14 protein-coding genes are annotated in these 12,671 nt (G+C 69.2%); 12 read left to right on the forward strand and 2 right to left on the reverse strand.

What is annotated here, in order from left to right; translation table 11 throughout:
• Positions 1 to 122 precede the first annotated feature (122 nt).
• Positions 123 to 551: a carboxylesterase family protein gene (locus tag SK803_RS14020; protein ID WP_319966405.1), complete on the reverse strand. Its 429-nt coding sequence runs from the start codon at positions 549 to 551 to the stop codon at positions 123 to 125.
• Positions 552 to 566: 15 nt separating this feature from the next.
• On the opposite strand from SK803_RS14020, the gene SK803_RS14025 reads away from it, so the two are divergent.
• The 9 genes from SK803_RS14025 to SK803_RS14065 all read left to right on the forward strand — a co-directional run bounded on the left by SK803_RS14025 (position 567) and on the right by SK803_RS14065 (position 10,731).
• Positions 567 to 1,259 carry an MmyB family transcriptional regulator gene (locus tag SK803_RS14025; protein WP_319966406.1) on the forward strand — a complete coding sequence of 231 codons (693 nt, stop codon included), beginning with the start codon at positions 567 to 569 and terminating at the stop codon, positions 1,257 to 1,259.
• A gap of 151 nt (positions 1,260 to 1,410) precedes the next feature.
• Entirely contained in the window at positions 1,411 to 3,624 is a 2,214-nt protein-coding gene (locus tag SK803_RS14030; RefSeq protein WP_319966496.1) for a glycoside hydrolase domain-containing protein, read from the forward strand.
• Positions 3,621 to 4,898 (forward strand): glycosyltransferase, encoded by a 1,278-nt coding sequence (locus SK803_RS14035; protein ID WP_319966407.1) that lies wholly within the window; start codon positions 3,621 to 3,623, stop codon positions 4,896 to 4,898. The genes SK803_RS14030 and SK803_RS14035 overlap by 4 nt, the downstream gene beginning before the upstream one ends.
• A 435-nt stretch (positions 4,899 to 5,333) precedes the next feature.
• Positions 5,334 to 6,647: an alpha-lytic protease prodomain-containing protein gene (locus tag SK803_RS14040; protein WP_319966408.1), complete on the forward strand. Its 1,314-nt coding sequence runs from the start codon at positions 5,334 to 5,336 to the stop codon at positions 6,645 to 6,647.
• 404 nt (positions 6,648 to 7,051) lie between these two features.
• Positions 7,052 to 7,618, forward strand: a complete 567-nt coding sequence (locus tag SK803_RS14045; protein WP_406601528.1) for a LuxR C-terminal-related transcriptional regulator — start codon at positions 7,052 to 7,054, stop codon at positions 7,616 to 7,618.
• A 140-nt stretch (positions 7,619 to 7,758) separates the two neighbouring features.
• A complete protein-coding gene (locus tag SK803_RS14050) occupies positions 7,759 to 8,526 on the forward strand; it encodes an IclR family transcriptional regulator (protein ID WP_319966409.1) in 768 nt (255 codons plus the stop codon).
• Positions 8,527 to 8,615: 89 nt separating this feature from the next.
• Positions 8,616 to 9,650, forward strand: coding sequence for an aromatic ring-hydroxylating dioxygenase subunit alpha (locus tag SK803_RS14055; protein WP_319966410.1), 1,035 nt, complete (start codon positions 8,616 to 8,618; stop codon positions 9,648 to 9,650).
• A complete protein-coding gene (locus SK803_RS14060) occupies positions 9,647 to 9,805 on the forward strand; it encodes a hypothetical protein (protein WP_319966411.1) in 159 nt (52 codons plus the stop codon). The genes SK803_RS14055 and SK803_RS14060 overlap by 4 nt, the downstream gene beginning before the upstream one ends.
• Entirely contained in the window at positions 9,802 to 10,731 is a 930-nt protein-coding gene (locus SK803_RS14065) for a PDR/VanB family oxidoreductase (protein WP_319966412.1), read from the forward strand. Before SK803_RS14060 ends, SK803_RS14065 begins: the two co-directional genes overlap by 4 nt.
• 120 nt (positions 10,732 to 10,851) lie before the next feature.
• On the opposite strand, the gene SK803_RS14070 is transcribed toward SK803_RS14065, so the two are convergent.
• The gene (locus SK803_RS14070; RefSeq protein ID WP_319966413.1) at positions 10,852 to 11,271 is read right to left on the reverse strand and encodes a MarR family winged helix-turn-helix transcriptional regulator; all 420 of its coding nucleotides are present in this window, start codon (positions 11,269 to 11,271) and stop codon (positions 10,852 to 10,854) included.
• 65 nt (positions 11,272 to 11,336) lie between these two features.
• Here SK803_RS14070 and SK803_RS14075 point away from each other — a divergent pair, with 65 nt between their 5' ends.
• The 3 genes from SK803_RS14075 to SK803_RS14085 are packed head-to-tail and all read left to right on the forward strand — an operon-like array spanning position 11,337 to position 12,664.
• Positions 11,337 to 11,618 carry an aldehyde dehydrogenase family protein gene (locus tag SK803_RS14075; RefSeq protein ID WP_319966414.1) on the forward strand — a complete coding sequence of 94 codons (282 nt, stop codon included), beginning with the start codon at positions 11,337 to 11,339 and terminating at the stop codon, positions 11,616 to 11,618.
• 59 nt (positions 11,619 to 11,677) lie between these two features.
• Positions 11,678 to 12,085 (forward strand): DUF3455 domain-containing protein, encoded by a 408-nt coding sequence (locus SK803_RS14080; protein WP_319966415.1) that lies wholly within the window; start codon positions 11,678 to 11,680, stop codon positions 12,083 to 12,085.
• Between the two features lie 48 nt (positions 12,086 to 12,133).
• Positions 12,134 to 12,664, forward strand: a complete 531-nt coding sequence (locus tag SK803_RS14085) for an RICIN domain-containing protein (RefSeq protein WP_319966416.1) — start codon at positions 12,134 to 12,136, stop codon at positions 12,662 to 12,664.
• Positions 12,665 to 12,671: the final 7 nt, after the last annotated feature.

The following is a 12,671-nucleotide window of genomic DNA, read 5'->3' on the forward strand; positions in this document are numbered from 1 at the left end:
ACATCACCTGTTCGGCCCCATATGTCATCGAGCTCGTCTCCACGCTGAAATGCGGTCGTGGGATGCCTGCCGCATGGACGCGAGGACTTTCGTGACGCTGCCTCAGGACGTTCTGGAGCAATTCAGAAAGACCCGCCACGCACGCCCCGCTCCCATGCCTGGCGTTCCCCGCCGCGTGGGTCGTCGACCGTGCCGCTGTCCAGGTCGAACCGCATGGTGGTGCGCCGGTCCAGGGTGCAGGGCGGCCAGCCGGGATCTCCGGTGCGGGCGAAGCGGACCCAGCTGTCGTGGACCCGCGTGACGAGGGACGACGGCGCTTCGTCGTCGCCGAGCAGCCTGTTCGGCCCGCGCAGTGAGGGGAGCCCGGTCCGCCCGAACACGAACGGGAGCTCGACCGTGTGCGTGGCGCCGAGCGCGCCGTCGAGCGCGGGTGAGCGCCACGCGAACTCGTAGGCGAAAGCCCGGGAGTGACGGGCGTACGCCTCGGTGAGCGCCCAGGTGCCCGCGCCGAACAGGGCTACATCCGGTTGGAACAAGGACAGGCGCTGCACGCGTCGCAGGAGGTCGTGGCCGCACTCGCCCGAGCGTTGCAACTGACCCCCGATGAACACTCCCACCTGCGCGAACTGGCCCAGCCGCGACGCCACCGGACCGCGCCGAAGCCACCGCCCGAACGCGTCTCGCCCGACACCGCCGAACTCGTCGCCACGCTGGCCCAACCGGCGATCCTGCTGGGCAGGCGCGGCGACGTGCTGGCGTGGAACCCCCTGGGCCACGCCTTCTTCGCGGGCCACCTCGACCACTCCAGCCCTCAACGCCTCGCGGACCGCCCCAACATGACCAAGCTGATTTTCCTCGACGCGCACACCCGCGCCCTCTACCGGAACTGGGCGGTCAAGGCCCGTGCGGTGGTCGGCAACCTCCGCCTCACCGCCGGCAAGTACCCGGAAGACCGGGAACTGAGCGCCCTCATAGGTGAAATGGCGACCCGCAGCCCCGAGTTCGCGACGATGTGGGCCGACCACCGAGTGCGCGCCTGCGACAGCACCGTGCACCAGATGCACCACCCCGTCGCGGGGGAGATCGTGGTGAAGCAGCAGACACTCCGCATCCCGCACGCCCCGGACCAGACGCTGACCGTCGTGACGGCGCAACCTGGTTCGGCCGCGGAGGCCACGCTCACACTGCTCGGGCAGGCCGTGGCGATGGGACAACCGGAGGCGCGCGCCGAACCGCGGATCACCTCCTCGCCGCGTTGATCCTTCACACGTCGACGCGCTGAGGATCGGACCAAGCGCACTGCCACGCCACGACGCGAGCGCCTACCAGGCCACATGTTCATGTCGCTGAAACCAACGCGGGCACGCGTCGACGTAGTGTCTCGTCATCCTCGACGAGATTGATCCTTTCATCGGAACGGCTGCCACCTCACTGCCTGCGGCGCAAGGGCTGGCGGCCACTTGGTGGTGGCCGAAAGCGCAGGTCGGCAACACTCACCCCGGCGCGACGTCCCCGCTCGGCATGGTGTCCGCCTGCGCCTACTCGGGTGCCTATCCGACCGGATACGGCCTCTACATGAAGAACACCGAGGGTCAGCCGGAGGAGCTGTTCGACGGGCCGCAGGCGTCCGGTTTCACCCACTTCCAACAGTCCGGTACCGGCGCGATACGCAAGTACTACAACTACGTGCGGGTGACCCCGATGGTGCAGCAGCTGGACGTGCTGGGCCAGGCCTGGCCGCTGCACGACGAGACCGCTGAAGCCGGGTACTACGCGGCTACTCTCGACACCGGCATTCGATGTGGGGTCACTGTCGGCGCCAAGGTCGCCGTCCACCGATACGTCTTTCCTGAGCACCGCAGCGCGCGGGTCGTCGTCGACCTGTCCTGCGGCGGGCTGGCCATCGACCTCGGCCGCACGGTGCCGCTGCGGGCGCACGTGGAAAGCCTTGGCAACGGCCGCGCCCAGGGAACGGTGGTCGTCGAAGGCGTGCCGTTGTCGGTGTACATCAAGGTCGACAGCCCTGGCTGGCGGCAGATGCTCTGGCATGACCGCCGGCTGATCGAGGGTGGCACGCGGCTCGACTTCGACCGCATCAGGCAGACCACGCTGCGCCCGTTCGGGATGCTCTACATGGGCCCCACCACCGCCGGGCAGAGCGTCGAGATCCAGATCGGATTCTCTCTGCGCGGCTGTGAACAGGCGCGGGAGAACTTGTATCGCGAATGCGGTGACGGGGCGCCGGCGTTCGACGTCGTCCGGGCGCAGACCAAGGCTCGGTGGCGGGACCACGTGGGCCGGGTGGAGGTCGAGGGCGGGTCGCCCGCCAGGCGGCAGGTGTTCGCGACGGCCCTGTACCACTCTCTGATCAAGCCGTGCTTCGCCGACGACGAGAGCCCGTTCTGGCCGTCCTCCGGGCCCTTCGTGTTCGACATCTGCACGATGTGGGACATCTACAAGACCCAGCTGCCGTTGCTCATGGCCATCTGCCCGGACCGGGCGGTAGATCTCCTGGAGTCGCTGATCCGGGTCTGCGAGGAGGAAGGCAACTTCCCCATCGGATATCGGATGGCTCGCGGCGCGGACAGGTTCTTCCGGCAGGCGAGCGCGTTGGTCCACACCGCGCTGGCCGACGCGCACGCCCTCGGCCTCGGCGACCTGGACTGGACCTGGGCGCTGGTGCACATGTACGACGACCTGCGCCGGATGTACGGCGAAGACTTCTACGAGCACGGCATCGTGCACCCGATCTCGCACACGCTCGACCTCGCCTACGCCTGCCACTGCACCTCCGGCGTCGCCCGGGCCCTGAACGACGTCCAGCTCGCCGACGACCTCGACGCGCGAAGCCGCCTGTGGTCCAACGCGTTCGACCCGGACACCGGCCTGCTTCTCGACTCGTCGTTCTACGAAGGCGGCAAGTGGAACTACTCGTTCCGGCTGCTGCACGACATGGCCGCGAGAATCGCGATGGTCGGTGGGCACGAAGCTTTCGTCAGCACACTCGACGCGTTCTTCGGCTACGGCGCCCCGCGTGTGGCGCAGCCCGGCAAGCGGCCCGACTCGGCGGAGATGGCGGCCGGCTACCTGTTGAACCGGTTCGAGGGGCTGAACAACGAGCCGGACATGGAAGCGCCGTGGTCCTACCACTACGCGGCTCGGCCGGACCGCACAGCCGAGATCGTGCACGCGGCGCTGACCTGGCAGTTCGGCACCGGTCCCGGTGGCCTGCCGGGCAATGACGACTCGGGCGGGCTGAGTTCCTGGTACGTGTGGGCCTCGCTCGGTCTGTTCCCGGTCGCCGGGCAGAACCTGTTCCTCGTCAACGCGCCTGCCTTCAGCCACGCCACGCTGCACCTCGGGGACCGCGATTTCGTCATCGAGACGCGTGGCCACCGCGAGACGTCCATCAGTTCCGACGGGTTGGACGAGGACCCGCCGCCGCAGTACGTGCAGTCCGCCCGGCTGGACGGCAAACCGCTGGACGCGGCGCATCTGCGCGCATCCGACGTCCACGCGGGCGGCCGGCTGCTGCTCGAACTCGGCCCGCACCCCTCGGAGTGGGGACGCAAGATCCTGCCGCCATCAGTGTCCGACCCGCTCGGAAAGGGGGCTCGCACATGAGCAGGCCAAGCCGCCGTCTCGTCATCGTGGTCCGGGCCGACCCAGTCATCTGCGGTCACTCCGGAGAAGCCCGCAACCTGGCCGAGGTCGCGCTCACCCGCGGCTTCGACGACGTTCGGCTGCTGACCTGGCCGATACCCGTGCTCCAGGCGGCAGGCCTGCCGCTCAAGCCGCTGGATCGGATCATGCCCTACAGCGAAGGCATCACCGTGGAACGGCCCGAGCCGGTCGGCGACTACCGGGTACCGGATGGCCGATACCTGGCCGGGCTGACGGGACGCCTGGTCGAACTGCTCGCCGAGCCGGTCCCGACCACATGCGTGTCGATGTACCTCGCTCCCCACGACGCCGTGGTGCGCGACGCCGTCGACGCGGCACGCGCGGCCGGCTACGCACCTGACGTCCACACCATCGCGAAGGCGGTCGGCTCGGACGTCACCAACGTGATTCGCTCGTGCCTGCACGAGAAGCGATTCGGGGCAGCCGTGGTCCTGTTCACCCGGTTCCTCGCCAACGACCAGGTGATCGCGGTGTCGGAGTACACCAGGCAGGAGATCATCGCCTGCGCGGAGGCCATCGACACGCACTGCGGCACCCGGTTCGCCCGCCAGTGCGTGCGCCGGATATCGGTCAGCTACCCGCCGATCGACACCTCGGCATACCTCGACCTCGATCCGGCGCTCGTGGACGCCGGCCTGAAGCGACGCGGCCTGGAACGCGACGGGTACGTGTTGTTCCTGTCCCGGGTGACACGGGCCAAAGGCATCTACGACCTGGTGGACGCGTTCGCCCAGTGCCAGGCGCAGTCACGGCTGAAGCTCGTGATCGCCGGCAACGGCCCCGAACTGGAGCACCTCCAGGCGATCACTCAGCACAACGACCGGATCCTCTTCCTCACCGACGTGGAGGACGAGGAAAAGCCGCTGCTGATGAACGGCTGCGCCGTGTACGCGCTGCCGACCAAGCCCGAACCGGACTTCGTCGAGACCTTCGGCATCGCGCTGACCGAGAAGATGCTCGCCGGCGGCGGGCCAGTGATCACGACCACCACCGGAGGCGTCGGCGAAGCGGTGGGCGGGACGGCCATCCTCGTCGAGGCCGGGAACGCCACCCACATCGCCGCCGCGATCGACCGGGTGGTGCTCGACATGTCAGCCGAGGAACGGCAACTCATGGCGGACCGAGCACGCGAGCACGCCCTGTCCTTCGACCGTGTCCGGGTGTTCGACAGCCTCTTCGCCACGTCCAACCCGTCTGTCGTCCTGACGGGATGAACCCGTGCGTCCCCCCAGCAGCCTCGATGGCGAGCTGAAGCATCTCGCCGATGAGAATGCCCCGTGGCGCAAAAGCACTTTCTGATCGATACGGTTCGTTGGCTGGCTGAACGGGATTCCTAACGGGCCCGGAGGTAACCGGCCGCCCGGCGAACCTCCGCGCCGCGAACCACGCGCTCGCGCCCAGGACCACCGCTCCGACCACCACGCCGCTCGCGGTCAGCGGATCCGAGAACACGAAGACAACGGCGTCCAGGGCCACCGCACCTGATCCAGCACAGCTCAGAACACCTCGCCCATCCCCGGGATCTGCACGATGTCCAGGTGCGGCACGGGGTCGTGCCTGCCCCACCTTATGGCCAATTGGTATGTACCACTTGGTGTGGTCCTCGTCGTAGGGTCTGCGCGCAATCACCCTGCATGCAAGGAGCGGACATGAACCGCAAGCTCATCGCCGCCGCCACGGCGGCGGTCACAGCGGCCGGGCTGACCATCGCGGTGGCGCTGACAACCAGCGCCACCGCTGCCAACACGGCTGACCCTGCCGTGCTGGCCGCGATGGCCCGTGACCTCGGCATCTCCTCGGAGCAGGCGCGTGAACGCCTCGACGCCGAGAAGGTCGCGGGCGAGACCGACGCCGCGCTGAAGTCGCGCCTCGGCTCGGCGTACGCCGGGTCCTGGCTGGACAGCACCGGCCACACCCTCACCGTCGCGGTCACCGACCCGGCGCTGGCGAGCGCGGTGCGCTCGCGCGGCGCCGTCGCCACCACGGCGAAGCACAGCGCGTCCGCTCTGGACAGCGCGAAGATCAAGCTGGACGCGAAGGCCGCCACCGCACCCGACGCCGTCCCCGGCTGGTACGTCGACGTGCGCACCAACAAGATCGTCGTGCTCGCCCACGCGGGCGGCGAGGCGCAGGCCAAGGCGTGGACGGCCGAGGCAGGCCTGCACGGCGACATCGTCGCCTTCGAGGCCAGCACCGAGAACCCTGAGCCGCTGATCGACATCGTCGGCGGCAACGCCTACGGCCTCCCCGGCGGAGGCCGCTGCTCCATCGGCTTCGCCGTCGAGGGCGGCTTCGTCACCGCGGGCCACTGCGGAGCCACCGGCGGCCGCACCTCCAACCCCGGCGGCACCATCCAGGGCAGCAGCTTCCCCGGCAACGACTACGCCTGGGTCCGCACCGACGCGGGCAACACCCCGCGTGCCCTGGTCAACCGCTACCCGGGCACCGTCCCGGTCGCGGGCTCCCAGGAGGCTCCGGTCGGCGCTTCGGTCTGCCGCTCCGGCTCCACCACCGGCTGGCGCTGCGGCACCATCCAGCAGAAGAACGCCTCGGTCACCTACCCCGAGGGCACCATCACCGGCCTCACCCGCACCAACGCCTGCGCCGAGCCCGGCGACTCCGGCGGCTCGTGGCTGACCGGCGACCAGGCCCAGGGCGTCACCTCCGGTGGGTCCGGCAACTGTCAGACCGGCGGCACCATCTACTTCCAGCCGCTGGCCGAGATCCTGCAGGCCTACAACCTGCGCCTGGTGACCTCCGCCGGTCCGACCACGACCACCCAACCGACCGGCACGACCACGACCACGCCCCCCGGCGGTGGCGGCTCGTGGGCCCCGTACACCAACTACGGCGACGGCGCCCAGGTCACCTACGGCGGCGCGTCCTACCGCATCATCCAGCCACACACGTCCGTCCCCGGATGGGAGCCGCCGAACACCCCTGCCCTCTGGCAGCGGCTCTGACGGCGACACCCTCCAACCGTCCCCCGACGGCTGCCGCTGTCGGGGGACGGGCTGAACCCGCTGCGTCGCGGTCATTGCCGTCCGCAACAGGGAACGGCCCTGGTCACCTGCTCGGTGAACGGGGCCGTTGGGGTCAGTCCGGCGTTACCGCACGCTTGTGCGGTTGCGGCCTGCGACGGCCTCTGCGACGCCGATGAGCAGCACGGAGGCGATCACGGCGACGATGAAGCCCAGCACGTTGAGCTCGAAGATGTCCCCGGTGCCGAGCAGTTGGCGATGGTGCCGCCGATGACGGAGCCGACCAGCCCCAGCAGCAGCGTCGCCACGATGCCGAGGTTCTGCTTGCCGGGCTTGATCAGTCGGGCGAGTGCGCCGATGATCAGGCCGCCGAACCGGACATCGAGGTGGTCGGCGAGGCCGTGGACGGCGCCGAAGCCGTCGAGAAGGCCCGGTGGCTGGGCGTGGACGTGGTGGTGCTCGACCTGTGGATGCCGCGGATGGACGGGGTGGCGGCCATCCGCCGGATCGCCGAATCGGTCAACCCCGCGCCCGCCGTGGTCGCGCTGACCACGTTCGACGTCGACGAGTACCTGTTCGGCGCGCTCCAGGCGGGCGCGGCTGGTTTCGTGCTGAAGGACAGCGAACCGGCGCTGCTCGTCGAAGCGGTCCGTGCGGCGTCGAAGGGGCAGGGGCTGATCGACCCGCAGGTCACCCGCCGCGCCATCCGCCGATTCGCCCAGATCGCGTCCCGGCCCGCACCGATCGGACTGAACCTGCTCACCCCACGCGAGCTGGAGGTGCTGAGGCACGTGGCGCGCGGGCTCAGCAACGCCGAGATCGCCCGTGCCCTGACCGTCGGTGAAGGCACGGTCAAGACCCACGTGGCACGTGTGCTCGCCAAACTCGGCCTGCGCACTCGCGTGCACCTGGTGATCTACGCCTACGAGCACGCCATCCTGAGCACTTCCTGACGAGGCCGGCGGACGGTCTGCGGTCAGGCGTCCGAAGTGGACCTGAACGCGTCCTGCCCGGACGGCACGGACTGGTGGTCGTGACGCGCACCCCGCAACGGAAATAGTGGCCACTGGACGGTTCCGGGGAAGATGGCGGGATGAGCGAGTCGAGAAGAGGCAGGCCCGCGGGCCCCACCGGGCCGGTGATCGGCCGTGCGTTGCGGCTCCTCGACGCGTTCGACGCCGAGCGCCGCGAGCTGACGTTGAGCGATCTCGCCCGGCGTGCGGGCATGCCGTTGTCGACCACGCACCGGCTGATGCAGGAGCTCTGCGCGTGGGGCGCCGTCGAACGAGGCACGGACGGGCTGTACCGGATCGGGCTGCGGTTGTGGGAGCTCGGCTCGCTCGCGCCACGTGGTCCGGGGCTGCGCGAGGCCGCGTTGCCGTTCCTCGAGGACCTCTCCCGGATCACCAGGGAGAACGTGCAGCTCGCCGTCAGGGAGGGCACGGAGGTCGTCTTCGTCGAACGGATCGCGAGTTCCGACGCGGTGCCGGTGCTCACCCGCGTCGGCGACCGGTTCGCGCTCACCGTCACCGGTGTCGGCCTGGTCCTGCTCGCGCACGCCCCCGTCGAGGTGCAGGAGGAAGTGCTCAACGGACCGATCGCCCGGTACACCGCCAAGACCGTCACCGATCCGGCGCGGTTGCGCCGGATGCTCGCCGACGTCCGGTCGAACGGTTTCTCGGTCAGTGACCGCCAGGTCACGATGGACGCCCTGTCGGTCGGCGCACCGATCCGCGACCGGCAGGGCGAGGTCGTCGCCGCGGTGTCGCTGGTCGTGCGGCACGGCAGCACCACTTCGCACGCACTGGCGCGGCTCGTGCGCACCAGCGCCCAGGCGATCTCCCGCGCACTGTCGGTTTAGGATGGTCTTCCATTTTCCGGAAAGTGCTCTACGGCACGGGCTGTGGCCTCCGCCACTCTGTGGTTTCCCACCACGGATGAGGAGCGCCGATGACCGGCTTCCCGCGCGACCAGTGGTACGTCGCGGCTTATGGTTCCGAGATCGAGCACGACCTGTTCAACCGCACCATCTGCGGCGAGCCGATCCTGTTCTGGCGCACTCGCGACGGCGCGGTGACGGCCATGCCGGACCGCTGTGTGCACCGCCGTTTCCCGTTGTCGCAAAAGCCTTCCCGGCTCGTCGACGACCAGGTGGTCTGCGGGTACCACGGCTTCACCTACGACGCGAGCGGCAGGTGCGTCGCCGTGCCCGGCCAGACCCGCATCCCGCGCACCGCACGGCTTCTGCCTTACCCCGTCGTCGAGCAGGACTCGTTCGTGTGGGTCTTCATCGGCGACCCGGCGAACGCCGACGCGTCGCGGATCCCGCGCGCGCCGTGGCTCGTCTCGCCGGACTACACGACCGTCGCCGGCATGGAACCGTTGGACGCCCGGTACGAGCTGCTCGTCGACAACCTGTTGGACCTCTCGCACGAGACTTACCTGCACGGCGGCTACATCGGCACGCCGGAGGTCGCCTCCACCCCGATCACGACCGAGGTCGACGAGGACGCCGGCATCGTCTACGTGTCGCGGCACATGGACGACGCGGAATGCCCGCCGTTCTACGCCAAGTCCACCGGCCTGCAGGGCAGGATCGCACGCTGGCAGGACATCGAGTACACGCCACCGTGCCTGTACAAACTGCACAGTCGCATCGCGCCGGTCGGCTCCGCGCCCAACCCGGACGGCACCGACCCGGACGCGTTCCACGTCGAGGTCGTGTACGCGATCACGCCGGAGACCGAGTCCTCGACGCACGACTTCTGGTGCGTGGCAAGGGATTTCGCACTCGGGGACGAGGAGGTCTCCGCGTTCCTCGCCGAGAACAACCGCACCGTCGTCATGCAGGACGTCGTGGCGTTGAACGTGCTGGAGCAGGTCATCGCGAAGGAGCCGGAGGGCTACCAGGAGCTGTCGATCAACATCGACACCGGTGGGCTCGCCGCACGGCGGATGCTCAAGCGCCTGTGTGAGAAGGCATGAACGCGCTCACCGGCGACCGCGTGTTCCGCATCCACTGGGTGCTCGGCACGGACCGGCTCCGCGCGGTGTGCCACTGCTCCGCCGAGCGCGAGTTCGAAGATCCCGTCGAGCTGTGGGCGTGGCTGCTCGGTCATCCCGATGGGCACACGTCATGAAGCTCTTGCTGGACAACAAGGAACAGATCGCCGACGGTGTGGTGCTGCTGACGCTGCGGCATCCGGGCGGCGACCCGCTGCCGGGCTGGACACCGGGTGCCCACGTCGACCTCGTGCTCGCCGACGACCTGGTGCGCCAGTACTCGCTGTGCGGCGACCCGAACGACACCTCGATCATGCAGGTCGCCGTCCTTCATGAACCAGACGGGCGCGGCGGCTCACGGCACGTGCACGACGTTCTCGCCGTGGGGCAGCAAATCGAGGTGCGAGGACCGCGCAACCACTTCGAGCTCGTCGAGGCGAAGCGCTACCTGTTCATCGCCGGTGGCATCGGCATCACCCCGATCCTGCCGATGATCGCCCAGGTCGAGAGGGCAGGTCACGACTGGCGGTTGCTCTACGGCGGCAGAACGCGGTCCTCCATGGCGTTCCGCGACGAGCTCGAGCAACTCGGCCGGGTGGAGATCCGTCCAGAGGACGAGCACGGCCTGTTGGACCTGCGGGCGGTGCTCGGCGAGCCGGACGAGGACACCGCCGTCTACTGCTGCGGTCCGGAAGGCCTGCTGACCGCCGTCGAGCAGCACTGCGCCCACTGGCGGGAAGGCGCACTCCACGTCGAACGGTTCGCACCGAAAACCGGTGCGGCACAAGGGCCTCGGCACGATTTCGAGATCGAGCTGGCGCAGACCGGCGCGGTGCTGCGGGTGCCGGCCGGGCAGTCCGTCCTCGAGGTCGTCGAACGAGCGGGCGTGGCCGTGCTGTCGTCCTGTCAGGAAGGCACCTGCGGCACCTGCGAGACGACCGTGCTCGCCGGGACACCCGATCACCGCGACTCCGTGCTCACCGACCAGGAACGGGCGGTGGGCGACGCGATGATGATCTGCGTGTCCCGATCCCGCTCACCCCGCCTGGTGCTGGACCTCTGAGGTAGACCCAAGAACTTCTTGACAGTTCAACAAGGCAGGCGCATCCTCTTTATATCAGGATTCCTGATATTCGAGATCCTGATACCGCCGCTCGACGAGGAGCTGAGCCATGCGTGGTCACTAGGAACCGGCGAGAGCGGCGCGGCACCGGTTGAGCAGGTCGTGCAGCGCGGTTCGCTCGTTCTTGCTGAGCCTGCTCACCATCCGTTCCTCGATCGCCGCGACCTCGGCGGCGTGCTCGTCCAGGAACGCCCTGCCCTTGTCCGTGAGGCTGATCAGCAACTTCCTGCCGTGCGCGGGGTCCTGCTCTCGGACGATCAGCTCACGCCGCTCCAGCGCGGCGACCATGTCGGTCATCGTCTGCGCGGTCACGAACGAGTTGCGCGCCAGTTCCGCTGACGTGAGGCCGTCGCGGCCGGCCAGCACCGTCAGCGCGGTGTACTGCAGGGTCGTCACGCCGGCCGGGCGCAGCACCTCGTCCATGAGTGCACGCACCGCGAGCTCCACCTGCTTGACCTCGTACATCAGCGACGGTCGCAAGCGCCTCACCTTCCCCGACTCGATCTTCTCTCCTTCGAAGCCTGTCACAGAAAGGCGAATCCGCCATGACCACAGTCGACGACCGGCCGGCCACGACGCTGTGCCGACCTGACGTCACGCCTGGCAGGTTGTTCATCGGGGGCCGGTGGCGGGAGTCCGCGGAAGGCGGCCGGATCGACGTCGTCGACCCGTCCACGGGATCCGTCGTGACGTCGGTCGCCAGGGCCGGGACAGCGGACGTGGACGACGCGGTCGCCGCGGCGCGCGCGGCGTTCGACGGCTGGGCGGCGACACCCGGCAGACAGCGCGCCCGGATCCTGCGGCCGGGCTCGCCGTCGCGGCGATGACGGCCGTCGGCCTCGGAGCCGCCACCGCGTCAGCGGGAGCACCCGGGCAGGTACCTGACGTGATCAAGGTGCCCGCCGGCAACAGACAGGTCGCTTTCCTGCACGCGCACGGCGTCCAGACCTACCAGTGCACCAACGGTGCGTGGGGCTTCCTGCAGCCCGACGCGATCCTGGAGAGCTACGGCAGGGCAGTGGTGCTGCACAGCAAGGGTCCTGTGTGGACATCGGTCGAGGACGGCAGCTCGGTGACCGCCACGACGGTCGCCAGCTCGCCGGTGCCGCTCGCCGTTCCCCAGTTGCTGCTGAGGGCCACCGGCAACCGGGGCCCCGGCCTGCTCGGCGCGGTCACGTTCGTCCAGCGGCTGAACACCACCGGCGGCCTTTCGCCGACCGGTGCCTGCAAGGAGGGGTCGACCGCGTCGATCCCGTACACCGCCGACTACGCGTTCTGGGTGGCCACGCCTTAGTCAGAGGGCACGCGCCACCATCCCGATTCCCAGAAAGGCAACGAGGACTTGAGAATCCGCAGTTTGCTCGGCCTTGCCGCGACCCTCATGGCCCTGGCGGTCAGCGGGCCCGGTGTCGCCCACGCCGGTTCCGGCCAGTCGCCGGCGGTGTCCATCGCGGCGAACGACTTCCACGAGCTCGTCAACACGGCCACCGGCAAGTGCGTCGACGTGGTCAAGAGCTCCGACGCGAACGGCGCGCGCGTTCACCAGTGGGACTGCGGGCGGGACCCCAGTCAGCTGTGGGCGTCGATCGACCTCGGCAACGGCTTCGTCCAGTTCGTCAACAGGAAAAGCGGCAAGTGCCTGAGCCTCGTGTGGGGCACGCTGGTCGTCGACCAGCAGTCCTGCAACGCGATCGACCAGCGCCAGTGGTGGCAGTGGGCGCCCGCTGACGTGTTCGGCAACCTCGTGCTGGTGACTCCTCCCGCCGGAGGCAGCGCGTGCCTGGCGCTGCTGCCGTTCTCCCACCGGAACGGCACCAGGATCGGAATCGCCGACTGCGCGACCACCTCGTCGCAGATCTGGCACTCCGAGTAGTGCTGAC

The organism is Lentzea miocenica, assembly GCF_033949945.1.
GTDB classification, from domain to species: Bacteria; Actinomycetota; Actinomycetes; order Mycobacteriales; family Pseudonocardiaceae; genus Lentzea; species Lentzea miocenica.

Bases quoted from the DNA above. Each gene is read 5' to 3' on its own strand.
- SK803_RS14035 (WP_319966407.1), top strand. From the start codon at position 3,621: ATGAGCAGGCCAAGCCGCCGTCTCGTCATCGTGGTCCGGGCCGACCCA.
- SK803_RS14040 (WP_319966408.1), top strand. From the start codon at position 5,334: ATGAACCGCAAGCTCATCGCCGCCGCCACGGCGGCGGTCACAGCGGCC.
- SK803_RS14050 (WP_319966409.1), top strand. From the start codon at position 7,759: ATGAGCGAGTCGAGAAGAGGCAGGCCCGCGGGCCCCACCGGGCCGGTG.
- SK803_RS14055 (WP_319966410.1), top strand. From the start codon at position 8,616: ATGACCGGCTTCCCGCGCGACCAGTGGTACGTCGCGGCTTATGGTTCC.
- SK803_RS14060 (WP_319966411.1), top strand. From the start codon at position 9,647: ATGAACGCGCTCACCGGCGACCGCGTGTTCCGCATCCACTGGGTGCTC.
- SK803_RS14065 (WP_319966412.1), top strand. From the start codon at position 9,802: ATGAAGCTCTTGCTGGACAACAAGGAACAGATCGCCGACGGTGTGGTG.
- SK803_RS14075 (WP_319966414.1), top strand. From the start codon at position 11,337: ATGACCACAGTCGACGACCGGCCGGCCACGACGCTGTGCCGACCTGAC.